This window comes from Bacteroidota bacterium, assembly GCA_040388375.1.
GTDB lineage: Bacteria > Bacteroidota > Bacteroidia > UKL13-3 > UKL13-3 > JAAFJM01.
Window position 1 is genome coordinate 489,193 of the sequence record JAZKBU010000003.1, and the last position, 22,806, is coordinate 511,998.

23 protein-coding genes and 1 tRNA gene are annotated in these 22,806 nt (G+C 32.8%); 12 read left to right on the forward strand and 12 right to left on the reverse strand.

The window, feature by feature from the left end:
- Positions 1–25: 25 nt before the first annotated feature.
- Positions 26–538 carry a DUF4920 domain-containing protein gene (locus tag V4538_05035; GenBank protein MES2380384.1) on the reverse strand — a complete coding sequence of 171 codons (513 nt, stop codon included), beginning with the start codon at positions 536–538 and terminating at the stop codon, positions 26–28.
- A gap of 159 nt (positions 539–697) precedes the next feature.
- Between V4538_05035 and V4538_05040 the strand changes: the two genes are divergently transcribed.
- The 5 genes from V4538_05040 (at position 698) to V4538_05060 (ending at position 3,075) form a co-directional block, all read left to right on the forward strand.
- Positions 698–1,114, forward strand: a complete 417-nt coding sequence (locus V4538_05040) for a hypothetical protein (protein MES2380385.1) — start codon at positions 698–700, stop codon at positions 1,112–1,114.
- Positions 1,115–1,116: 2 nt separating this feature from the next.
- Complete coding sequence (locus V4538_05045) at positions 1,117–1,788, forward strand: hypothetical protein (protein ID MES2380386.1); 672 nt, start codon at positions 1,117–1,119, stop codon at positions 1,786–1,788.
- Entirely contained in the window at positions 1,789–2,286 is a 498-nt protein-coding gene (locus tag V4538_05050; protein MES2380387.1) for a hypothetical protein, read from the forward strand. It begins immediately after the preceding gene.
- Positions 2,283–2,879, forward strand: a complete 597-nt coding sequence (locus V4538_05055) for a hypothetical protein (protein ID MES2380388.1) — start codon at positions 2,283–2,285, stop codon at positions 2,877–2,879. The genes V4538_05050 and V4538_05055 overlap by 4 nt, the downstream gene beginning before the upstream one ends.
- A 122-nt stretch (positions 2,880–3,001) precedes the next feature.
- Positions 3,002–3,075 (forward strand) — tRNA-Cys (locus tag V4538_05060).
- A gap of 15 nt (positions 3,076–3,090) precedes the next feature.
- Here the strand turns inward: V4538_05060 and V4538_05065 are convergent.
- Both V4538_05065 and V4538_05070 read right to left on the reverse strand, forming a co-directional pair.
- Positions 3,091–3,843, reverse strand: coding sequence for a glycosyltransferase family 2 protein (locus V4538_05065; GenBank protein ID MES2380389.1), 753 nt, complete (start codon positions 3,841–3,843; stop codon positions 3,091–3,093).
- A gap of 223 nt (positions 3,844–4,066) precedes the next feature.
- Positions 4,067–5,284, reverse strand: a complete 1,218-nt coding sequence (locus V4538_05070; protein ID MES2380390.1) for an FtsX-like permease family protein — start codon at positions 5,282–5,284, stop codon at positions 4,067–4,069.
- 5 nt (positions 5,285–5,289) lie between these two features.
- Between V4538_05070 and V4538_05075 the strand changes: the two genes are divergently transcribed.
- The 3 genes from V4538_05075 to V4538_05085 are packed head-to-tail and all read left to right on the forward strand — an operon-like array spanning position 5,290 to position 8,730.
- Positions 5,290–6,459 (forward strand): DUF1343 domain-containing protein, encoded by a 1,170-nt coding sequence (locus V4538_05075; protein ID MES2380391.1) that lies wholly within the window; start codon positions 5,290–5,292, stop codon positions 6,457–6,459.
- A gap of 9 nt (positions 6,460–6,468) precedes the next feature.
- Entirely contained in the window at positions 6,469–7,446 is a 978-nt protein-coding gene (locus tag V4538_05080; GenBank protein ID MES2380392.1) for a glycosyltransferase family 9 protein, read from the forward strand.
- Between the two features lie 27 nt (positions 7,447–7,473).
- Positions 7,474–8,730, forward strand: a complete 1,257-nt coding sequence (locus tag V4538_05085; GenBank protein ID MES2380393.1) for an MFS transporter — start codon at positions 7,474–7,476, stop codon at positions 8,728–8,730.
- Positions 8,731–8,735: 5 nt separating this feature from the next.
- Here the strand turns inward: V4538_05085 and V4538_05090 are convergent, their stop codons facing one another.
- The 7 genes from V4538_05090 to V4538_05120 all read right to left on the reverse strand — a co-directional run bounded on the left by V4538_05090 (position 8,736) and on the right by V4538_05120 (position 14,505).
- Positions 8,736–9,617: a geranylgeranylglycerol-phosphate geranylgeranyltransferase gene (locus V4538_05090; GenBank protein MES2380394.1), complete on the reverse strand. Its 882-nt coding sequence runs from the start codon at positions 9,615–9,617 to the stop codon at positions 8,736–8,738.
- A gap of 4 nt (positions 9,618–9,621) precedes the next feature.
- Complete coding sequence (locus V4538_05095; protein ID MES2380395.1) at positions 9,622–10,203, reverse strand: DUF502 domain-containing protein; 582 nt, start codon at positions 10,201–10,203, stop codon at positions 9,622–9,624.
- Between the two features lie 154 nt (positions 10,204–10,357).
- Complete coding sequence (locus V4538_05100; protein ID MES2380396.1) at positions 10,358–11,266, reverse strand: ParB/RepB/Spo0J family partition protein; 909 nt, start codon at positions 11,264–11,266, stop codon at positions 10,358–10,360.
- 23 nt (positions 11,267–11,289) lie between these two features.
- On the reverse strand, positions 11,290–12,102 hold the full coding sequence (locus V4538_05105) for an AAA family ATPase (protein MES2380397.1): 813 nt from the start codon (positions 12,100–12,102) through the stop codon (positions 11,290–11,292).
- A gap of 18 nt (positions 12,103–12,120) precedes the next feature.
- Entirely contained in the window at positions 12,121–12,801 is a 681-nt protein-coding gene (locus V4538_05110) for a metal-dependent hydrolase (protein MES2380398.1), read from the reverse strand.
- A gap of 393 nt (positions 12,802–13,194) precedes the next feature.
- Positions 13,195–13,740: an inorganic diphosphatase gene (locus V4538_05115; protein MES2380399.1), complete on the reverse strand. Its 546-nt coding sequence runs from the start codon at positions 13,738–13,740 to the stop codon at positions 13,195–13,197.
- Between the two features lie 6 nt (positions 13,741–13,746).
- Positions 13,747–14,505 carry a glycosyltransferase family 2 protein gene (locus V4538_05120; protein MES2380400.1) on the reverse strand — a complete coding sequence of 253 codons (759 nt, stop codon included), beginning with the start codon at positions 14,503–14,505 and terminating at the stop codon, positions 13,747–13,749.
- A 134-nt stretch (positions 14,506–14,639) separates the two neighbouring features.
- On the opposite strand from V4538_05120, the gene V4538_05125 reads away from it, so the two are divergent.
- On the forward strand, positions 14,640–15,542 hold the full coding sequence (locus V4538_05125) for a hypothetical protein (GenBank protein ID MES2380401.1): 903 nt from the start codon (positions 14,640–14,642) through the stop codon (positions 15,540–15,542).
- 77 nt (positions 15,543–15,619) lie between these two features.
- Here the strand turns inward: V4538_05125 and V4538_05130 are convergent, their stop codons facing one another.
- Positions 15,620–16,318, reverse strand: a complete 699-nt coding sequence (locus V4538_05130) for an FkbM family methyltransferase (GenBank protein ID MES2380402.1) — start codon at positions 16,316–16,318, stop codon at positions 15,620–15,622.
- 110 nt (positions 16,319–16,428) lie between these two features.
- Positions 16,429–17,427, reverse strand: a complete 999-nt coding sequence (locus V4538_05135) for a hypothetical protein (protein MES2380403.1) — start codon at positions 17,425–17,427, stop codon at positions 16,429–16,431.
- Between the two features lie 221 nt (positions 17,428–17,648).
- Here V4538_05135 and V4538_05140 point away from each other — a divergent pair, with 221 nt between their 5' ends.
- The 3 genes from V4538_05140 to clpB all read left to right on the forward strand — a co-directional run bounded on the left by V4538_05140 (position 17,649) and on the right by clpB (position 22,679).
- Complete coding sequence (locus tag V4538_05140; GenBank protein MES2380404.1) at positions 17,649–18,758, forward strand: hypothetical protein; 1,110 nt, start codon at positions 17,649–17,651, stop codon at positions 18,756–18,758.
- 71 nt (positions 18,759–18,829) lie between these two features.
- Positions 18,830–19,864 (forward strand): hypothetical protein, encoded by a 1,035-nt coding sequence (locus V4538_05145; protein ID MES2380405.1) that lies wholly within the window; start codon positions 18,830–18,832, stop codon positions 19,862–19,864.
- 211 nt (positions 19,865–20,075) lie between these two features.
- The gene (clpB, locus tag V4538_05150; GenBank protein ID MES2380406.1) at positions 20,076–22,679 is read left to right on the forward strand and encodes an ATP-dependent chaperone ClpB; all 2,604 of its coding nucleotides are present in this window, start codon (positions 20,076–20,078) and stop codon (positions 22,677–22,679) included.
- Positions 22,680–22,806: the final 127 nt, after the last annotated feature.

A 22,806-nucleotide genomic window follows, 5' to 3' on the forward strand; every position in this document is an offset into this window, starting at 1 on the left:
TTTAGCATTTACTGCTTATGAGTAATTATCTTAAGATAACACCATTGGCTTCAAACACCAATTCTTTTTTAGGTTCTTTAATAGCTGCAATAGCTTCTTTACTTTGGTTATCGTCCTTAGCATATTCTTTTAAATCAGCTATGCTTGTTTCTTCAATTTTAGCCACACCCTCTACTATAGCTGTTTTACCGGCACAATCCATTGGCATAAAGAATTCGTAGTTTTTAAATGTAACGCGCATGCTTTCACCAGCGGCATTTTTTATATTCATCCAACAGCCTTTCTTTTGGCAAACAGCCTCTACTTCACCGGTTACTTTAGTGTTTAATTCTTTCTTATCACCCATAGCTGTTTTTAAATCAGCTAAAGCAATTGCACCTTCTTCAGTTATTTTGTCGCCAAAATATTGCGCTTGAGCAGTACTGTCACTTTTTACTTCAGTACTATCAGTTGGTTTTGTTTCCTGTTTTGGTGTATTGTTATTTCCACATGAGAAAAGAGCCAAAACAATGGCAGAACTTAAAATTATTTTTTTCATATTAAAGTATAATAAGGTGGCAAAATAATAAATTTAATATGCAATGAAGTAAAATTTTAAAACTTGGTTTTATTCTGGTATTGAATATATTTGTTTGTATAGGTATAATACAATTAAATGAGCAAAAACCTCTTTTTCATATTTATAATTTTCTCTTCAATGAGTTCTTGCTGTTGCGGTGATGATGGTGGATATGGGTCAATTCCAGGTTATAAAAGGAGAGTGAGAATTACCGATACTACCGATAAAATAGTAGAGATAAGTTATAGCAATTCAGATAAGGTATTCAAATCAAATGATACGATAGTTGATTTGGTTATTTCGGAAAATGTAGAGAACATTATTTATGTTAAAACCAAAACCCATTTGGATACTATAGTTTTATACAATAAAGTCACCTATTACTATAACGAGGCAGATGAGTGTAGTGGTGCAGATATGTCTAAATATGTAGTTAAAAAACCAATTATAGTAGCACATACTTTTAATAATGCTTATTTTAGAAGTGGTTCATATCAACGTAGTAGTTGGTATAATGATAGAATTGATTTTGATGATTTAATAATAACACCTTAAACATGAAAATTTATTTGCTAATTACTTATATATTCATTCATGGTTTAAGTATAACCACTTATGCTCAGTACAGTAGTAGAAGGGAAAAATTAAATGTAATTGGACTCCAAGCCAGGCTTATAGATTTAATGCCATTTGAACTTTCTTATTTACACCTTTCAGGTAAAAAATTACCGTCATATGCATTAAAATTAGGGTATGGTAAAGGTTACAAAAATGCGGTAGGAAATGCTGGAATATATGTGTATCCGCCTTCTGACCCAAACTTTAGTATTGACCAATCTTTTACTGCCTATTTTATAAAACCGGGCATTGTTCTTTATGCTAAAAAGGGAGCTATTCTTAGGTCTGCTTGTATACTAAATTACTGTATTGCTCAAAGTAAAGATAAAATGGTTATTACCTCACAGGATCAATTATTTGGAACGCTACAACAAACCTATAACGAAACCAATACTTATCAATCAATAGAACTCGAGGCTAATCATTCATTTTACAGGACATCTTTGTTTGAATTAACTTTTGGTTATACCGCTGGCTTTAAGTTTCAGAACCCAATACCATTTACTACTGTTGTTAATGGTATCGAGAATGGTTCCACATACTCACCAGGACAGGGAGTAGGACGGTTTGTTTATGTTAATTTATATATTGGTTTTTCAGTAAAATTATAAATGAAAAGTAATTTAACTATTATATTATTCCTGTTGCAATTTGTATGGTGCACGAATTGTTATGCCCAAGTAAAGGAAGTGGTTTTTACCAATAAAAAAAAGGGTTCGCAGGAAGTCTATAAACTACCACATCAGGCTGAAATTAATTTAATAGATGAGAATCCTAATTTTTTTAGCAACGTAATTTTAGATTCAGTAAGCAATGATACTTTTTACATTACCAATCCCAGGAATGCCAAACAGCAATTAGCTGTACCCTTTAATGTGGTTAATTCAATAAAGCTATCCGGGCAATCTTTGAAGCGAGGCTTTCGGGTATTCCATATTACATTTCTTTCCTCATTGTTGCTTATAGGAATAATTACGCCTAAGTATAAGTACGATACAAATATAATAACTATCCCTCTTTTGCTGGGCGGAGTTGGCTTTTTAATAGGGATTCCATATACCAAAAAATATCACAATACCGGTTTTGAAATAAAGGGGAGAAACAAATGAAAAACGTTATTCTTTTCCTTTTTATACTATTTACAATCAATACTTTCGGACAGGATAGAAGGGGTATTTATTTTCGGAATAAAAACAACAATAAGATGATTAAGTTGTGTTTTAATGACAGGACTGAATTTAAAATAAAAGACAACTACTTAAAAGAATTAAGTGATTCTATACAGGTTAAACATAAAATGTCAGGAAGCCTTATCGCTACTTTAATAATTGCAAGTTTAGATACCTTATATTTTGAAGACTCTCTCCATATTCCAATTAACCAATTAGAATGGATTTATACAAAATCAAATTCCTATTACGCCAACATGATTGCATTTACCGGAAGTATGGTTTTATTAGGTTTTTTAAACTATGATATATTGTATAATAATCAAAGCATAGGATCACTGATTACCTGTAATATACTAATAGGGGGTAGTTCACTTATAATGATTCCTATTGTTATTAGGAAAAATGTAGTTTATACCGAAAATTGGGAGCCGATAGCAATTGCTAAAAGAAATAGAAACACTTTTAAACCCAATAGTAAAACACATACCATTTTTGATAGATTAGAATTACCTTCTCCTCAACGGAAATAAAATCGGTTAGAATTGATTATAACGATTGATTTTTAGTACTTAACTAAAAAAATACAGTCACAATTGATTTTTTTATACCTATGTAAATAATATTTATATATTTGCACTCCTTTAAAGCATAAGGTATCGTGGCCGAGTGGCTAGGCAGAGCTCTGCAAAAGCTCCTACAGCAGTTCGAATCTGCTCGATACCTCCAACAAAAAAGCCCTTATTAAAGGGCTTTTTTGTTTTGCATAAACAAACTTTTTATTTTCCTTATAATCCATTTAGGTGAGGTTTTGTTCATATACCGTAGTTGTACCTGCAGTTTTTCCTGAAAAGCATCTTTAATATTTTGACTTTTAGCCTCTTTGTGTATACGGTAAGATGCAAATTGTTTATTGATGAAAAAACTATGCGTTTCCTTTAACAGATATAATATCAAATCATAGTCGAAAGTATATTGCAACGAACTATCCAAAAAGTACGAACGTTCAATTCTGCTTCTATTAAAAAAACAAGCAGGCTGAAATACTTTTGGTAGCATACCTTTATCAAGAGCCCATTCTACTGAAATACGCTCTCCCTCAGGTTCTCGTAGTTCTGTACCTGTTTCATCTATAGTAGCACATTTGCCATATACAAAACCAATATTCGGGTTCACTTCAAAACATCTTACAGCCGACTCAACGGCTGTTGGCAATAAAAGATCATCAGAATTTAAGAAGGCAATAATTTTACCTTTACACCTATCAAATGCCTGGTTAATGGCATCAGCTTGGCCTTTATCCGCTTTCGACTGCCAGTAAGTTATTTGAGAATCGTATTTTTTTATAATGTCAAGACTTCCGTCCGTTGACCCACCGTCCATTACAAAATATTCAATGTTTTTGTAAGTTTGGTTCAATACAGAACATATTGTTTCCTCTAAAAACTTAGCTTGGTTGAAACTCGGAGTAATTATGCTTACTAATGGATTATCCATGGTATCGGGCTATAAATTGATTATATCAATTTACGTATAAAATAAACGTATGGTTTTTTTGAATATTATTTAATTTTCCAATGGCAATATATACCATAATTATCATTAAAAATGATAGAGTTGATGAGTTGCAGCGTGTTTGATTTATAATCAGGCAACAGTAGTTTAAACGACAACGGGAGAAAATGCAATTATAACAGCTAATATTTTTATTAATGGAGGATTAATCGAACTTGATTGACTTTACTGGATGTATCTTACTAACTAGATTAGCAGGTAATAGTAAAAGTATGATACATATGCAAAAGCACGCAATGTTAATGATAATAAAATCAGTTACAGCAAATGAAATAGGTACTGCACCTATATAATAATCCTTTTCAGAAAGCTTAATAAATTGAAAGTTATATTGCAAATAGCCCAATAGCCCGGCCAATAAATTGCCTAATAAAAGCCCTCTGAACACAATGAAAGAAGCCAAATTGATAAATATTTTAATAATATTTTTATTGCTGCTTCCCAAGGCTTTTAGCATGCCAATCATATTGCTGCGTTCCACAATTAATATCAATAGTGCTGTGGTCATATTGATAATAGCTACTGCAGCCATTAACACCAATACTATCAATACATTTACATCAAGCATTTTTAACCAGTTAAATAGTTCAGGATAAATAGAAGTAATTGGTGTAATACCCATAGTATAAGGTGTTACACCTGAGAGTAAGTCCATTTGCGTATCAAGCGAATCAAAATTATTGATAAAAACTTCGTAGCCGGTAATAACATTACTTGGCCAATTGTTTAATTTTTGTATTTGTTTTAAGTCAACAATAGCATAAAGGTCATCCAGTTCACCCAGGTTCGTATCAAAAATGCCTGTTACATTAAACTTACGTACCCGTGGAGGTTCCTGAATAAAATATATCATAATTGCATCGCCTATTTTAAAGCCCAGTTTTTGGGCCAGCGATGAAGAAATAATTATTTCGTTCGATGTTTTATGGCTGTTTATATTAAGAAGAGAACCCGCAATCAGGCTCTTTTTTATAAAACTCCAGTCAAATGTGCTATCAATACCTTTTAGTACAACACCTTGAAAATCGTTCTCCGTTTTTATAATTCCGGTTTTTATACCATATTTTTGAAAATGTTTAAAGCCATTCTGAGTTGATAAAAACTGTTCAACTGTTTTGTTTTGTTCTATGGGGAAACTTTCGTATGATTGGTTTTGATCTAAGTTATTAATAACAATATGCGATTGAAAGCCAGCCAGTTTTGCTTTAACCTGTTGTTGATAGCCTCTGGAAATAGCTACAGCTAAAAGCATTACAGCAATACTTAAAGCCACCGCTAAAGTGGCTATTTTTACAATAAGCTTTGAAAACGAAGTTTGTTTACTTTGGCTTAAACGTTTTGATATAAAAAAACTTAATTGCAATCCAAATGAGAAATAAATTGTCCAAATATAAGAGTCGCATTTGTTTTTTAATGCTTTTGCTGCTTAATTATCAATCGCAGGCCCAAATAGTTTTGGGTGCTGCAAGATTAAGTACGTATTTACCATTGCTTAAAAACAAAAAAGTTGGATTAGTAGTAAACCAAAGCAGTGTTTTAAACCAAACCCATTTGGTAGATACTTTAATAAGCTTACGTGTAAATGTAAGTACCTTGTTTTCTCCTGAACATGGTTTACGTGGCAATTATTCTGCTGGCGAAAAAGTTAAAAGTACCATTGATGAAAAAACAGGATTACCTGTTGTTTCATTGTACGGAAATAATAAAAAGCCAAGTGCTGCCCAGCTAAAAAATGTAGATATACTCATTTTAGATTTACAGGATGTTGGAGCCAGGTTCTATACCTACATAAGTACATTGCATTATGTAATGGAGGCTTGTGCAGAAAACAATAAAACGTTAATAGTATTAGATAAACCAAACCCTAATGGAGATATAATAGATGGTCCTATTTTAGATACAGCTTATAAATCGTTTATAGGTATGCATACCATACCTATATTACATGGAATGACAATGGGAGAGTATGCCCAAATGATAAATGGACAAGGGTGGTTACATAAAAAAGTAAAGTGCAAACTGAAAGTAATTACTATGTTGAATTATACCCATCACACACCATATACACCACCCATTTTTCCTTCACCTAATCTACGTACCTACGAAGCCATAAGATTATATGCCAGCTTGTGCTTTTTTGAAGGAACAGATGTGAGTTTAGGACGAGGAACCGAAAAGCCTTTTGAGTGTATTGGTATACCCAATAGTAAAATTGGAAATTATGAGTTTACACCAGTAGCAATTAAAGGCGTGGCTGACAATCCTCCACAGAAAGACAAGTTATGCAAAGGTTTTTTATTAACTAATGAAGCTAAAAATATTAAGCAATTAAACCTGTCATGGTTACTTGATTTTTATAATGCACGCAACGATAGCAGTCAGTTTTTTACTAGTTTTTTCGAAAAATTAGCAGGAACTGATAAGCTAAGAAAGCAAATAATAGCAGGTTTAAGCGAGGAGCAAATAAAACAAAGTTGGCAACCCGGTTTGGTAAAATACAAAACCATGCGTAAAAAATATTTACTGTATAAAGATTAAGTGTGTAAGATGAAAATATTAATAGTAAGGTTTAGTTCCATTGGAGACATTGTTTTGACAACACCCGTTATCAGGTGTATAAAGCAGCAGCTAAATGCGGAAGTACACTTTTTAACCAAGCCTAATTTTAAACCCATACTCGAAACCAATCCATACATTGATAAGCTGCATATATTAGATAAAAGTGTTTATGCCAAAGCCAAAGAATTACGTGCACAAAATTTTGATTACGTAATAGATTTACACAATAATATCCGCACCCTTATTTTCAAAAAAACAATTGATGTAGAAGCCTGGTCATTCCCCAAATTAAATTTTGAAAAATGGTTATTGGTTAATTTAAAAGTAAATAAAATGCCCGACATACATATAGTTGACAGGTATTTTGAGCCAGCTTCACAGCTTGGTGTAGTAAACGATAACAAAGGCCTAGATTATTTTTTACCGTCCAATTTTGAATGGGATTACCCCGTTGATGTGAAAGAAAATTATATAGCATGGGCCATCGGTGCACAGCATTTTACCAAACAGTTTCCAGTTAGTAAAATAATAAATATTTGCAATCAGATAAATAAACCCATTTACCTGCTAGGAGGAAAAGAAGATATAAGTAATGCCGAAAGTATAATTGCTGCAACTGGTAGTCATGTAAAAAGTTTGTGCGGAAAGTTGAGTTTACATCAATCAGCTTATATGGTGAAAGAAAGCAATTTTTTAATTACCAATGATACCGGTTTAATGCATATTGGTGCTGCTTACCAAAAACCAATTATTTCATTGTGGGGAAACACCACACCATTGCTGGGTATGTATCCTTATTATGGCAATAGCAATGTGAAACAAACCATCATTGAAAACAACAATTTAAACTGCCGTCCATGTAGTAAAATTGGTTATCATCAGTGTCCTAAAAAACATTTTAAATGTATGATAGATTTAGATGAAGCCACTATTATTAAAACAATAAATGGATATATTGCTAATTGAATAAGCCTATAGAAACTTTGATATAAAATGAATAAAAAACTTACTTTTTTAATTATAGTAGCAGCCCTCGGTTACTTCGTAGATATTTATGATTTGATTGTTTTCAATGTAGTAAAACAAGAAAGTTTATTGGATTTTATTCCGGCCAATCAAATGGATAAAACAGATACTTTTTTATTCAATTGTCAAATGACAGGTATGTTGTTAGGAGGTTTAATTTGGGGCATTTTAGGCGATAAAAAAGGACGTATATCCGTTCTGTTTGGTTCTATTATTTTGTATTCATTAGCCAATATAGCCAATGCTTTTGTAACAGATGTTCCCTCGTATGCTTTGATGCGTTTTTTAGCAGGTATAGGTTTAGCAGGTGAGTTAGGTGCGGGTATTACATTGGTAAGCGAGAACATGGAAAAATCGAAAAGAGGAATTGGCACCATGATTATTGTAACCGTTGGTGCTTTGGGTGCTATTGCAGCAGCAGCAGTGGCTAAAAACGGACATTATATAGTAGATTTTCTATCCAGTAATTTTTCAGTTACTTTAAAAAACTGGCAGGTAACTTATTTGGTAGGTGGTGTATTAGGTTTAATGCTCCTATTGTTGCGTGCAGGTACTTACGAAAGTGGTATGTATAAAGAAGTAGCCAATAACCATCATATCAAAAAAGGTAATTTGTTAAGTTTATTAGCCAATAAAAATAACCTGCTTAAATATTTAGCATGTATTGCCATTGGTTTACCTATTTGGTTTAGCATAGGTGTATTGGTTAATAAATCGCATTTGTTTGCCCGTACTTTAGGTATTGAAATTAAAGTAGCTGATAGTGTTATGTTTGCTTATATAGGCTTATCCGTTGGCGATTTATTCAGTGGCTTATTCAGCCAGTTATTAAAGAGCCGCAAAAAAGTTATCTATGCCTATTTAGGTTTTAGTTTTATACTCTATTTTATTTATTTGTTCAATAATCAGGTATCAGTAACGTATTTTAAAACCATGTGTTTTTTATTGGGTGCTGCAACAGGTTATTGGGCTCTTTTTGTAACAGTAGCCTGCGAGCAGTTTGGCACCAATATACGTTCAACAGTAACCAATACAGTGCCCAATTTTGTTAGAGGTGCAGTTGTGCCTATTACATTAGGATTTGCAGCATTGCAAAATAGCTTTGGCTTTAACATTACTTATGCGGCCTTATTGGTAGGTGTTATTTGTTTGTTATTGGCATTGGTTTCAACCTTGTATGTAGAAGAAAGCTTTCATAAAGATTTAGATTATTTAGAAAAATAAGCTGACTAAATTTTCCAAAAAACCATACTGATAATGCCCAATACCATAATTAGTTTTGAAATAAAACTCAATTTGGTAAAGTCCTTTTTTACATCCGATTTCCACATTAAATAAAGGCTGTATATGGATGGCAACTCAATAAAGAAAGCAAAGTAAATAAAGAAGAGAACAAAGTTTACCGGGCCCGTTTGGCTAAAATGGGGGAATAAAAATATAAACCCTAATGAGCTCAACATAAAAGTAATTTGTAGTGTAAGTAGTATGTTTTTCGTCTTGCGAACACCTAGTTGTATAGGCAGCGTTTTAGCATTAAATTTTGAGTCGCCTCTTATGTCTTCAGTATCCTTTATTATTTCTCTGATTAAATTGCTAAAAAAGGCAAATAAGCTATAGGCAATACAAGCTATTTTATTGGTATTTTCATCAAAGGGAATCAATATAAAAATGGTTGAAGCTGTCATGGTGGCTACCAATAAATTACCCAATAGATAGCTTTTTTTAAAATACTGCGAGTACATCCATAATAACAGCGAACAGGTAAATACCAAACCAGCAACTCTGTAAGATATAATCCAGGCAAATACAAAGGCAAGTATATTGAATAAAGAGTGGAGTAAAATAGCCCAACGCCTGCTGATTGTTTTGCCTATTATAACATCGTTTGGTTTGTTAATCATATCGAGTTTTACATCCATATAATCATTAATAATATAACCAGCCGCTGCCGATAAGAAAGTAGCGCTTACCAAAAGTAAAAACCGTTGAGAAAGTATATCGTCAGCGCCAATATTGGGCGATAAGAAATAGTAAGCAAATACCTGTGTTATTGATATAATAAGTATATTCTTATACCGAATAAGCTTAAAGAAATCAACCAGCCTTTTCATTAGTTTATTGTTCAATTTCAGTTACACCACCACTCACTATAAATTTCATAAAATCAGTTGGATTGCCCTCGTACAACTTAATTTTTGATTTTTCTACAAAAAATAAATTACCACTAAAAGCATAGGAGTGGGGAAAGTAAACACCAATTAAAGTTGGTTCATTTATCTCCGTTAAATCGTCTTGGGTAATAAATCCGGGTTTGTAAATTCCAGGCGATAATTCAACAACAACAGGTTTTGAGAATTTTTTCTTTTCACCAACAAAAGCTTCCATTAAATCCTTTACCGAAGTATAAATTACCTTAATAAATGGTAAGCTCGATAAAAAATCATCGATTAAGCTAAACAATGGTTTTGAAATAATACTTGAGCCAACCCAACCTAAAAAAGTAACACCAACTATAACAATAACAAACCCTAAACCGGGTATTTCAAAAGGTATAATGGTATCAACAGAAATAACAATATTTGATACTACATAATAAGTTAATACCAGTGGTAAACACACCAACAATCCTTTTAAAAAGTAGTTAATTAGTTTTTTTACCCGGGATTTAAAACTTCGTTTTATGTTTACAGTTGTCATAATAATTTAGCGAAGTGCAAGATTAGAGGATTTGTCAATTACAAATCAATTTAATTTTCAATATTTAGTTGACAATACTTGCTGTATAGAAACAGCTATAAATAAAAAACTCGCCTGAATTTTATTCAGGCGAGTTTTTTAAATGACGTTTTATTTAAGAAAGCATTTCAAATATTTTGCTCAATTCTGCTTCCGACTTAAAAGGAATGGTAATATTACCTTTACCTTTTTCATCGTTTACTATTTTTATTTTGTTACCAAATTTAGTACTTAGCTGTTTTTGGTAATTAGCTACAACGCCACTTAAAGCATTGGCTTTTTTAACTTTTGCAGTAGGTTTTTCTTCAATGTCTTTTCCATCTTGTTTCAACCTTTCAGCGGCTTCCCTTACCAGTGCTTCAACCTGACGTACAGAAAGATCTTTTAAAATCATTTCATTGAATAAGTATTGTTGTTCATCAGCATTGTCAATATTAATAATGGCACGTGCATGACCCATCGATATTTTTTCGTCACGTAAAGCCGCCTGTATATTATCAGGTAGTTTAAGTAAACGCATGTAGTTATTTACCGTACTACGGTTTTTACCTACTCTGTCACCTAATTCTTCCTGGTTTAATTTGCACTCATCCATTAAACGTTTGTAACTTAAAGCTACTTCCATAGCATTTAAATTTTCACGTTGAATATTTTCAATTAATGCCATTTCCAGCATTCCCTGATCATCTGCCACTCTTATGTAAGCAGGAATTTTTTCTAAACCGGCTATTCTCGAAGCACGTGTTCTCCTTTCACCACTTATTAGCTGGTACCTGTCAAAACCAATTTTACGAACAGTAATAGGTTGTATTACGCCATGTATTTTTATACTTTCAGCAAGTTCGTTTAATTCTTCCTCTTTAAAATCTGTTCTTGGTTGAAAAGGGTTTGCTTCTACCTGGGCTATAGGAACTTCACTTATTGAATTAACGGGTTTTGATTCCGTACTGGTTATGTCGGTTGCTGCATTTTCTAATAAAGCACTTAATCCTCTGCCTAATGCATTTCTTCGTTGATTACTCATACTCTTTTTCTCTTATTTCTTTTTTAATTTAACGATTGTCCATCAAAACCTAAAGCATTATTGCCGTCAATCATTCCATTTTTTGCCAATAACTCTTTTGCTAAGTTCATATAATTTACAGCTCCTCTGCTTTCCGCATCGTGTAAAATAACAGGTTTGCCAAAGCTAGGTGCTTCACTTAGTTTAGTATTACGTTGAATAATGGTATCAAACACCAATTGTTGAAAATGCATTTTTACCTCTTCAACAACTTGATTGCTTAAGCGTAAACGCATATCGTACATGGTCAATAAAATACCTTCAATTTGTAAGTTAGTATTAAGGCTTTGCTGAACTATTTTGATAGTGTTTAATAATTTACCCAATCCTTCTAATGCAAAATATTCACATTGAACAGGCACAATTACACTATCACTGGCTACTAAAGCATTGGTAGTTATTAAACCTAAACTTGGAGAGCAGTCAATAATGATAAAATCATAATCTTTTCTAATGCTATCCAAGGCAAATTTCAATAATCTTTCTCTGTTGGGTAAGTTAACCAATTCTATTTCAGCACCCACTAAATCAATATTAGAAGGCAATAAATCCATAAACTGAAGCTCAGTTTTTACAATTGCTTTGCTGCATTCAGTTTCATTTACCATTACTTCATATAAACCGGTTTTTACTTCGCGCGGGTCAAAACCAGTACCCGAGGCTGAGTTTGCCTGAGGGTCAGCATCAACCAGTAATGTTTTGTACTCTAAAGCAGCTAAGCTTGCCGATAAATTGATAGCAGTAGTTGTTTTACCAACGCCTCCTTTTTGATTTGCTATAGATATTATTTTTGCCATGTTTTTTATGTCCAATATTTATATAGTAATGCTTTCACCGATGTTCATCAGCATTAAGTTTTTTTGTTTCTGTTTAAAATAATCAATTGCTTTCTGGTGGTTAACTTTAATGAAACCGAATGTGTCGTAGTGCATACCGATAATATTATCACATTGAATAAAATCAGCAGCAATAGCTGCATCTTCATAATTCATCGTAAAATTATCACCAATACATAAAAGAGCAATATCAGGTTTCCAATAATCACCAATCAGCTTCATATCAAAAGTAAGTGCAGTGTCGCCACTGTAGTATATTCTTTTGTTTTCTGCTTCAATAATCCATCCTGCCGAAATTCCACCATAGGTGCCATCGGGTAAACTACTGCTGTGTGCAGCATAAACCATTTTTATGGAACCCCATTCAAACTTTTTGGTTCCTCCAATATTCAGGGGATGGGTATTGATATAGTTTTGTTTAAGCAACCAAGTAGTTATTTCCCAGCTACTCAAAATAAGCGCATCGTTGTTTTTTGCAATTTCTATTAAATCATATAAATGGTCTTCGTGTCCATGAGATTGTAAAATGTAGTCACATTTTATAGTCTCAATATTTATATGTTTAGCTAGCTCATTGTTACTTATAAAGGGGTCAAATAAAATTATTTTATTTTCTAGTTCTAAAGTAAAGCAAGAATGGCCTAAATAGGTTAACAGCATTTGCATCAAATAAACTCAATGTGTAAAGCAATTAATTAACGCCTTGTCAACATAGGTGTTGATAACTGGCAAGTAGTTTTGCAGTTAGCTAGTAAATAGGAAAATAATTGTGGAACAATTTAATTTTTGATTGTTTCACGTTTTATAATACCAAAGAAAAAGCCCCTTGATTAGCTATAAACAAGGGGCTTTTATATGAATTTAGAAAAAAGTATTATTGATAAATACTTAGCAAGGACTGTGCCATAATATTCTAAATCGACTTTTGAATTTATAATATGCTGTTTTACAGGTATTTTCTGTTTTGTTGTTTGTTGGTCTGCTCTAGCGTGTATCGGAAAGTGTACTAAATTTTAAAAATAAATACACTTTTCTTGTTCAGTTTGAAGTTTTCTAAACTTGGTTACCGAAAGTCTTTTTATATAAAACAATACTTTCATCTATAATTTTTAAGGCCTCTTCTCTGCCAAGAAATTCTTCCACTTTAACTTCTTTATGCTCTAATTTTTTATAATCTTCAAAAAACCTGCGCATTTCAATAATAGTGTGTGGAGGTAATTCACTAATATCATTTAAATAGTTGACAGACATATCATTTTGCGCTACCGCAATTATTTTATCGTCAGCTTCGCCTTGGTCAACCATACGCATTACGCCAATAACTTTTGCATCAATTAAACACAGTTGAGGCAATTCAATAGATGTAAAGACTAAAATATCAAGCGGATCTTTATCATCGCAATAGGTTTGAGGAATAAAGCCGTAATTGGCCGGATAATGAACAGCTGAGAATAAAACCCTGTCCAGCTTTAACATACCACTTTCCTTATCTAATTCAAATTTGCCTTTACTGCCTTTAGGTATCTCTATAATAGCAGTTACGTGATTGGGGGCATCAGTTCCAAAACTTACATCATGCCATGGATTAAAATTCGACATATTGAGTTAATTAGAAATAGTATTTAGTTTAAACAGGTCCAGATTTATGATTCCCCATTTTTGAAAACGGTATTGGAGCGAAGTGGCTAAAACACCTAAACCGTATTTAACACTTCTGCTAAAATTAATAGAAGATGCTTCGTCAAAATATTTAGTAGGGCAGGTAACCTCACCAATTTCAAATCCTGCATAAAAGATTTGCGCGCACATTTGGTTGTCAAAAACAAAATCATCGCTACAAGTATTGTAATTTACTTTTTTCAATATTTCAGCATTAAAAGCCCTGTATCCGGTGTGGTACTCCGATAGTTTTTGGCCCATTAAAATATTTTGAAACAATGTAAGACATCTGTTAAAGAAATATTTGTACAAAGGCATTCCCCCTTTTAAGGCACCTTTGCCTAAAATACGCGATGCAAATACCGCAGGGTAAACATCGTAAGCTATTATTGAAGCTATGCTGTGAATAAGTGTGGGTGTATACTGATAATCCGGATGCAACATAATTACAATATCAGCACCAATTTCTTGCGCTTTGTTATAACACGTTTTTTGATTGCCTCCGTATCCTTTGTTTTTCTCGTGGCGAATAACGTGTTGAATACCTATTTGTTTAGCCAATTGACTGGTTAAATCCTTACTGGTATCATCTACTAATATAACTTCGTCCACTATATCAAACGGAATTTCGTTGTATGTTTTTTCAAGTGTTAATTCAGCATTATAAGCCGGCATAACAACCACTATTTTTTTATTATTTAGCATAAATAAGTTACAATAATAGCATTGTTAAGTAATTTTATCAAAATAATGGTTTTTAAATTTAAAGGTTAATTGACATAACTATGTACTTTGTATAGGAAAAATGTTATACATTGCATAAAAAAATACCTATTATTATGAATAAGCAAGAAGAAGAAAAAAACAACAATCGGACAGCATTGATTTTGCTGTTATTATTGTTATTAGGTTCAATTGGTTTTAATGTATACCAATATAAAAACCATACCACTACTATTATTAGTCATGGAACCGAAGTTGATAGCCTTATTAATATTCGTGTTGAAGTGGAACGCGAATTAGTTTCAACCTCTATGGAATTAGATAAGTACAGAGGAATAGCTGGTAATTTAGATAGTTTACTTTCTGATGCGAATGGCAAAATATATGATCAAGAAAGAAAAATAAGATCAATATTGAAAAATGAAAAAGATGCTAATCAATTAAGTAAAAAATTAAAAGTTGAATTGGCTAAATTACAAGCATTACGCGATGAGTATTTAGAAAAAATAGATGTTTTAATGACTGAAAATGGTCAGTTAAAAGCACAAAACCAGGAATTGACTAATGCTGTTAGCGGCTTAAGCCAAGAAAAAAGCAAGTTAGAAAAAACAGTTGAAACAGCCAGTGTTTTAAAGGTTGAGTATATTAAAGTAGCCTCGTTTAAGAAGAAAAGTAGCGGTAAATTAGTGGAAAGCACATTGGCTAAAAGAACCAATAAAATAGAAACTTGTTTGACTATTATGGATAACAAAGTAGCTCCTAAAGGCGAGAGAACTGTTTATTTAAGAATATTGGCACCTAACGGAAAACCTTTATCAGGTGTAAACAAAGGTAATGTGGTTGTAAACGGAGAAACGTTAGAGTGTACATCAAATATTAAAATTGATTACCAAAGCGAAAAACAAAGTATTTGCTTAGCCTACGAAGGGGAAGAGCGAAATTTAGAAAGCGGTACCTATACCGTTGAGTTGTATATAGACAATAATATGGTTCATTCAAGCAATTATGTTTTGAAATAAAATAAAAAAGGAGGAATTTTAAATTCCTCCTTTTTTATTTTCTGTTAGTATTAAACTCTTTTATAATAATATAAATCTTAGATTTTATTATCCTCAAAAAAGCAAGTATTAATGGTTTTAGCTATAAAGCTATAGCCCTGCTCAATCATATATTTATATACATCCTCTTGCATTACCTCCAATACATTTTTACTAAGGCATTCAGCCAAAACAATCTTAGGTCGGTATTTTGCCCAGTTGTTTGATTTTAAAATTTGTAAGTCAATTCCTTCTACATCTACACTCATAAAATCAATTGCTTGTTGAGCAGGTAAATGTTTTTCAAATATTTCCTGTAGTGTAAGCGTTTTAATTTCTTTGGTAAATAAAAGTTGTTCCCCGGCTTCTACTCTTTGTTTGCTTAAAACAGGGTCAAAGCCATTAATAGCAGGTTCAACAAATGCATAGTAAGTAAGTGTTTGCGATATATCAGAAATAGCTACTTCTAAATTGGTATCACGTTTTCTGTATTTGTTAAACAAATCCATGCTGCCGGGCATAGCATCTATATTGATACCGCTCCAACCTTTTTTGTAAAAAAGATGGGTGTTGGAAAACCGGTGTGGGTGATGGGCTCCAATATCAATATAAAAGCCTTTTTTCTGGCTATGAAACTTTCTTTGCAATACCATATCTTCTCCTTCCTGAGCATAAGATTTTTGGGAGAATCCTATTAAGCTTTTTTTGAAGAGATAGATGCTTCTATGGAATTTTTCGGGTATAAATTTTTCTAGCATAACAAATTATCGACTGCTTTATTCCAATAAATAAGCGCAGTTTTTATATTTTTTTTGAGTTTAAAATGGACTCCAATAATACTATTTGAAACTGACTTGGGAAATTTTAATTAAGCATCTACTTTAATAGACTGTTCCAGCTTATCAATTTTTTGATGGATTTTATTGAAAAACTGATTGCGTTGTTTTTCACTGATTCCACTTATTAATATTGATTTTTTCATTAAGTTTTTTAACCATTCTTCCGCTTCGTTTACAAACGAGACATTAGCTGTAATCATCATGTTAAAAGTATTGTAACTTACGTATGATAATTTTGTAGAGCCTATTTGTGCTACAATGCTGTTATTCCCAACCATTACTTCGCTGCAATACATGGTAAAGTTCTCTTTCCCATTTTCCAGCTTGCTACTCTTTTCGCACATTTTCTGCAGTAAGGTAATTTCATTTTTAATAGAGCTACAAACATCAAATGCATCCTTCTGTGTATTGAAAAATCCACTGTCCCAAAAGTATTCTACCTGTTTAAGCGTAGAGTTAAAGGTGTCTTCGGTCCATATTTCAGTAGAGGTAGTTTGATTGTAGTAATGAGAAACCTCTTTGGCTATTGTTACTAATTCTTCAGGGATTAATTGCGTATCAAATTTTTTGTCAATAAAGTCTGCATCGCACAAAATAGTTTTTAACCAATAAAACAGCTTAAACCTGATTAATAAATCATCGTTAAAATGGTGCCAGATAGGAACATCGTCTGCCGAGTAAATAATACTGTTTTCCGGCCGGGCACTAATTTGTTTCAAGTTATCCAAAATGGCATTTAACCAGTTTTTAAATTTTGTTTTATCGCGTTCTAAATTATTAAAGTTAAAGTAGGCTTGGTTTGAATTGGCATTGATGTTTGAATCAAAGTTTATTTTAAGCGTAGAACATAACAAGGCTACCTCATTTATATTAAACAATTTTTCACCTCTAATTCTTCTATAAGCACTATCAACACTAATATTTAAAACATCGGCAATGCTTTGAACAAGGTTTTCATTTTGAGGAATGGCGGCTTTTATTTTTTCAATGAAAGAATTTTGAATGTTTTTTGTCTGTTCTGAGCTCATTATTTAATTACTTAGCAATATTTCAAAATGGTATTTTTTGCAAAATATGCAAATTATAGAAAATTCATTTGCAAAAAGCGTAAAACCAGTGTTACCGATAGTATTGTAAAGAACTATTCAAAGAAAAAACACTTCAATTGTTATAAAAGACGCTTGTTTTCAATTTTAACAGGCTATGAATAAGTGGTTTGTTTGTACCATAAATTTTAAACACAAACATTATGAAAACTATTTCACACACTATTAAAATGGCCTTTGTTGGAGCCTTCGTTTTTGCCATAACAAGTTTAACAGCGCAAATAACCAAACCAACAGTTACTATATTAAACGTTGATAGCAAAGGACTGACTCTGGATGCACAACAATTAGGTAATGTTTTAAGAACAGAGGTAGAAAAGCTGGACACTTTTGATGTAACGGACAGGTATGATGTAAGCTATTTAATAGAAAAGAATAATTTAAACATTGGTAATTGTTATGGTAAAATGTGTTTGCTGGAAGTAGCTAAAGTAATTCAAACAGAATACATGATAACGGGAAGCGTTGAATTAATAAGCCAAAATATAGTAGTTACTTTACGATTGATTAATGTAAAGAAACAGGTTATAGAAAAAACTACGATTGAAGAGTTTAACAATTTACCCAATGAAGTACAGTCAATGATTAAAATTACCGTACGAAAAATGTTTAATTTAGGCAATAACGAAGATTTGTTGGTGAAACTAACCAAGCGTTTTGATTATGACAACAGCATCAACAACCCCAATAAGAATAGAATAAATTTAGAAGGCCCCCGTTTTGGTTATACCTATTTATTTGGTAAAGAAAATGACATTATAAAAAAGAGTGAGAAAGATGGAGGTTACAATGCTGCTCCGGCTATGTTTCAGTTTGGTTACCAATTTGAAAAACAATATTTGAATGAAGGAAATTACCAGGCATTGTTTGAGTTTTTACCCATGATTACAGGTTTGGACCAACAATTGCTTATTCCTAGTTTAACGTTTTTAAATGGTTTTAGAAATAACAAAAATGGTTGGGAAATAGCTTTTGGACCTACTGTTAGTATTGTGCAAAGAATGGAGGGAGCTGATTATAACGGAAAGTTTTACAGTAAAAAGGACTTAGATATAATGGGTGCAAAAGGTTATAGTTTGGAGAAAAGAATAGACAGCCGTGGTGATGTAGAATTAACTGGAGCAATTGTGGTGGCTTGTGGTAAAACAATAAAAAGCGGACGATTGAATATACCTATCAATGTGTGGAGTACAATACCCAATAATGATGGTTTCAGGATAGGTATATCGTTTGGGTATAATTCAAAACTTTAGTTAGATTTGATAGGAAAATTTATAACAGAGCAAAGTTTAACGAAACATTTTATAGCATATAGAACAAAATTATGAAAGAAAGAATAAGAATTTTAATAGCAATAAGTTTTTTACTGATTGGCTTTACACGGGTAAAAGCGCAGCAGCAAGACACAACAATAAATTCAGAAAAAAGAAAAGATAGTTTACAGGAAGTAAACGTAACTTTAAAAGATGGAACAGTGTTAAAAGGAAGTATCATAGCTATCAGTTTGCAAGAGTTAACGCTTAGAACCACGTTTGCCGGAACCGTAGTTTTAAAACAAGAAGATATAGCGAGTATAGTAAATGTTAAAAATAGTGGGGTAAGTCAGCCAGTAACAACTAACCCCAATGCCGTAAACGATAAAAACCCTAATAATCTGCCTATCGTTTCATTTGGTGGATCAAAGTCAAATGGTAATTATGTTCCTTATTTAGCCCAGCATAAATATTTAGTCAGCAATAATTATATGGGCTTAAAAAAGAAAGAATTTATTTACCAAAACATTTGGGTATTATATAATGGCGTAGATTATGGCCTTAGCGATAATTTTTCTATTGGAGGAGGAGGTTTCTTTTTGGGTGTGATTGTTTTTACCAATATACATTTAAGAACACAGTTTCAAATTTCAGAAATGGTAAAAATAGGAGCAGCTTATAATGTTTTTTTTACACCTAATAATGGGTTTAATACAAACAGGAGTTCATCAACAGGTGTTTTAAGTGGAGGTATTACTATTGGAACTAAAGATTTAAACATAACAACCAGCATAGGACAGGCCAAGAGACTGGGTGGTTCCAGTGCGGATCCGATTAACGGCTTTTCAGTAAGCGGTTATGTAAAGGTAGGTAATACACTTGCCTTAATAACTGATAATTTATTTATTAATAACAGTGATCATAATAATTTTTTGAGTGTAGCATTTAGATTGTCGGGCAGAAATACAGTATTTGATTTTGGTTTAATGGGGAACACATACCAGCAAACCGTGTATGAGTATTATGGAAGCCCAACACCTAATGAAAGAACACAAGAAGAATTTGTAGCTTATCCTTATTTATCATTAACCTATAAAATAAAGTAATATGTAATTAGCTAAATGAAGTATGTATTGAAAAGACTTTTTGACTGTTTTTAAATGTTATTTCTTTGCATTTAATTCATACTTAAGTCAACTATTCTTATTTGCTTCATTCCGGCATGTCAATAGTACAGATAATTGCTAGTGGAGCAGATATTGACGATTTGAGAAAGATTCTAATTACGATATTTCTTATTTAGAATTTATAATTATTATGAACTTAAATAATTTTACAATTAAATCGCAAGATGCCGTACAGGAAGCAGTTCAGATTGCTTTACAAAATGGCCAACAAGCTATTGAACCAGCACATTTATTAAAGGCGTTGATTCAAACAGATGAAAATGTTATTTCCTATTTACTAAAAAAATTAAATGCTAATCAAAATCGTATAGAATCAACACTAGATGCGATGATAAAAGGCTTTCCCAAAGTGGAAGGACAAAATCAATACCTTTCGAACGATGCCAACCAAACATTAATGAAGGCACAATCATACCTGAAAGAGTTTGGCGATGAGTTTGTATCAGTAGAACATTTGTTTTTAGCCATGTTAGATGGTAAAAATGCAGTGGCTACCTTGTTAAAAGATGCAGGTATAAATGAAAGAGATTTAAAGGCAGCTATTAACGAATTAAGAGGTGGGCAAAAAGTAACATCGCAAACAGCCGAAAACCAATACAATGCTCTAAATAAGTATGCTAAAAATTTAAATGAATTAGCACAAAAAGGAAAACTCGATCCGGTAATTGGCCGCGATGAGGAAATACGCAGGGTATTACAAATACTAAGTAGAAGAACAAAAAATAATCCCGTATTAATTGGAGAGCCGGGTGTTGGTAAAACAGCTATTGCCGAAGGTTTAGCACATAGAATTGTAAATGGTGATGTGCCTGAAAACTTAAAAACAAAAAAAATATTTTCTTTAGACATGGGCTCTTTAATTGCTGGTGCAAAATTTAAAGGAGAGTTTGAAGAACGATTAAAATCAGTAGTGAAAGAAGTAATAGGTGCCGATGGCGAGATTATTTTATTTATTGATGAAATACATACATTAGTAGGAGCAGGCGGAGGTGGTGAAGGAGCAATGGATGCCGCCAATATTTTAAAACCGGCTTTAGCGCGTGGAGAGTTACGCAGTATTGGTGCTACTACTTTAGCAGAGTACCAGCGTTATATTGAAAAAGACAAAGCTTTAGAAAGACGTTTTCAAAAAGTATATGTAGAAGAACCGGATACAGAAGATGCAATTTCTATTTTACGTGGCTTAAAAGAACGTTACGAAGTGCATCACAAAGTACGTATAAAAGACGATGCAATTATTGCAGCGGTAGAACTTTCGCAACGTTATATTTCAGACAGGTTTTTACCTGATAAGGCTATTGATTTAATGGATGAAGCTGCATCGAAATTACGTTTAGAAATTGATTCAGTTCCTGAAGAGTTAGATCAATTGGACAGACGCATTATGCAGTTGGAAATAGAACGAGAAGCTATAAAGCGTGAGGGTGATGATGATAAAGTGAAAAATTTAGGGGAAGAGATTGCCAATTTGCAAGCCGATAGAAATGATTTAAAAGCCAAATGGCAAAGTGAAAAAGTAGTAGTAGAAGGAATACAAGCTACTAAAAAAGAAATTGAAAACTTACGATACGAAGCAGAGCAAGCGGAACGCAATGGCGATTTTGCAAGAGTGGCCGAAATACGTTACGGTAAAATAAAAGAAGCCGAAAAACAATTAGATGAGTTTAAAGCCAAGCTGGATGAAGCACAAAACCATTCACCAATGGTTAAAGAAGAAGTTACTGCTGATGATATAGCCGATGTAGTAGCACGCTGGACGGGAATACCTGTAACTAGAATGCTGCAAAGCGAACGCGAAAAATTACTGAACCTAGAAGAAGAATTACACAAACGTGTAGTTGGACAAGAAGAAGCCATTGCTGCCATAAGCGATTCCATCAGGAGAAGCAGAGCAGGTTTAAGCGACCCTAAAAAACCAATTGGCTCATTTATATTTTTAGGCACTACGGGTGTTGGGAAAACAGAATTAGCCAAGGCTTTAGCAGAGTTTTTGTTTAACCAGGAAAGTGCTTTGGTGCGTATTGATATGAGTGAGTATCAGGAAAAGCATACCGTGAGTCGTTTAATTGGTGCCCCTCCGGGATACGTTGGATATGAAGAAGGCGGACAGTTAACAGAAGCTATTCGTAGAAGGCCTTATTCGGTTGTATTGCTTGATGAAATTGAAAAAGCACATCCGGATGTATTTAATATTTTATTGCAAGTATTGGACGATGGCCGGTTAACTGATAACAAGGGTAGAATGGCCAATTTTAAAAATACCATTGTTATTATGACCTCGAATATTGGTTCGCATATTATACAGGAAAGCTTTGAACAAATGGACGAAGTGGATGCTGATATAGAATCAATAACAGCTAAAGCTAAAAACAATGTAATGGAGTTATTGCGTAGACAAATTAAGCCTGAGTTTTTAAACAGAATTGATGATATTATAATGTTTACTCCGCTTAACCGTGAGCATGTAAAAGAAATAGTAGCACTACAATTTGAAGGCTTAAAAGCAAATTTATTGCATCAGCAAATAGAATTGAATATTACTGACGAAGCACTGGATTGGTTAGCGCAATTGGGTTACGACCCACAGTATGGGGCAAGACCACTAAAACGGGTAATGCAACGTAGAATATTGAATGAGCTCTCTAAAGAAATACTGGCAGGAAAAATCAAAAAAGATTCCAGTATAATGATCAGTTTAGACAGCAGCCAACAGTTTGTATTCGATAACAAATAATATAAAAAAGGAACACAGTAAGTGTTCCTTTTTTATTTCGTACACTTCCTTCGATAGTATTTTTCTCCTCTTTTCTAACCATCTTTTAAAGCCTGTACCATAAGTTTTTATTTCTTGGGTTATGAAT

What these genes read in the sequence shown, in the direction of transcription:
- V4538_05055 (MES2380388.1), top strand. Translation starts at nt 2,283, where the DNA reads ATGAAAAACGTTATTCTTTTCCTTTTTATACTATTTACAATCAATACT.
- V4538_05110 (MES2380398.1), bottom strand. Translation starts at nt 12,801, where the DNA reads ATGCTGTTAACCTATTTAGGCCATTCTTGCTTTACTTTAGAACTAGAA.
- clpB (MES2380406.1), top strand. Translation starts at nt 20,076, where the DNA reads ATGAACTTAAATAATTTTACAATTAAATCGCAAGATGCCGTACAGGAA.
- V4538_05095 (MES2380395.1), bottom strand. Translation starts at nt 10,203, where the DNA reads ATGACAACTGTAAACATAAAACGAAGTTTTAAATCCCGGGTAAAAAAA.
- V4538_05085 (MES2380393.1), top strand. Translation starts at nt 7,474, where the DNA reads ATGAATAAAAAACTTACTTTTTTAATTATAGTAGCAGCCCTCGGTTAC.
- V4538_05090 (MES2380394.1), bottom strand. Translation starts at nt 9,617, where the DNA reads ATGAAAAGGCTGGTTGATTTCTTTAAGCTTATTCGGTATAAGAATATA.
- V4538_05100 (MES2380396.1), bottom strand. Translation starts at nt 11,266, where the DNA reads ATGAGTAATCAACGAAGAAATGCATTAGGCAGAGGATTAAGTGCTTTA.
- V4538_05040 (MES2380385.1), top strand. Translation starts at nt 698, where the DNA reads ATGAGTTCTTGCTGTTGCGGTGATGATGGTGGATATGGGTCAATTCCA.
- V4538_05065 (MES2380389.1), bottom strand. Translation starts at nt 3,843, where the DNA reads ATGGATAATCCATTAGTAAGCATAATTACTCCGAGTTTCAACCAAGCT.
- V4538_05035 (MES2380384.1), bottom strand. Translation starts at nt 538, where the DNA reads ATGAAAAAAATAATTTTAAGTTCTGCCATTGTTTTGGCTCTTTTCTCA.
- V4538_05120 (MES2380400.1), bottom strand. Translation starts at nt 14,505, where the DNA reads ATGCTAAATAATAAAAAAATAGTGGTTGTTATGCCGGCTTATAATGCT.
- V4538_05125 (MES2380401.1), top strand. Translation starts at nt 14,640, where the DNA reads ATGAATAAGCAAGAAGAAGAAAAAAACAACAATCGGACAGCATTGATT.
- V4538_05080 (MES2380392.1), top strand. Translation starts at nt 6,469, where the DNA reads ATGAAAATATTAATAGTAAGGTTTAGTTCCATTGGAGACATTGTTTTG.
- V4538_05140 (MES2380404.1), top strand. Translation starts at nt 17,649, where the DNA reads ATGAAAACTATTTCACACACTATTAAAATGGCCTTTGTTGGAGCCTTC.
- V4538_05135 (MES2380403.1), bottom strand. Translation starts at nt 17,427, where the DNA reads ATGAGCTCAGAACAGACAAAAAACATTCAAAATTCTTTCATTGAAAAA.
- V4538_05075 (MES2380391.1), top strand. Translation starts at nt 5,290, where the DNA reads ATGAGAAATAAATTGTCCAAATATAAGAGTCGCATTTGTTTTTTAATG.
- V4538_05105 (MES2380397.1), bottom strand. Translation starts at nt 12,102, where the DNA reads ATGGCAAAAATAATATCTATAGCAAATCAAAAAGGAGGCGTTGGTAAA.
- V4538_05115 (MES2380399.1), bottom strand. Translation starts at nt 13,740, where the DNA reads ATGTCGAATTTTAATCCATGGCATGATGTAAGTTTTGGAACTGATGCC.
- V4538_05045 (MES2380386.1), top strand. Translation starts at nt 1,117, where the DNA reads ATGAAAATTTATTTGCTAATTACTTATATATTCATTCATGGTTTAAGT.
- V4538_05050 (MES2380387.1), top strand. Translation starts at nt 1,789, where the DNA reads ATGAAAAGTAATTTAACTATTATATTATTCCTGTTGCAATTTGTATGG.
- V4538_05130 (MES2380402.1), bottom strand. Translation starts at nt 16,318, where the DNA reads ATGCTAGAAAAATTTATACCCGAAAAATTCCATAGAAGCATCTATCTC.
- V4538_05145 (MES2380405.1), top strand. Translation starts at nt 18,830, where the DNA reads ATGAAAGAAAGAATAAGAATTTTAATAGCAATAAGTTTTTTACTGATT.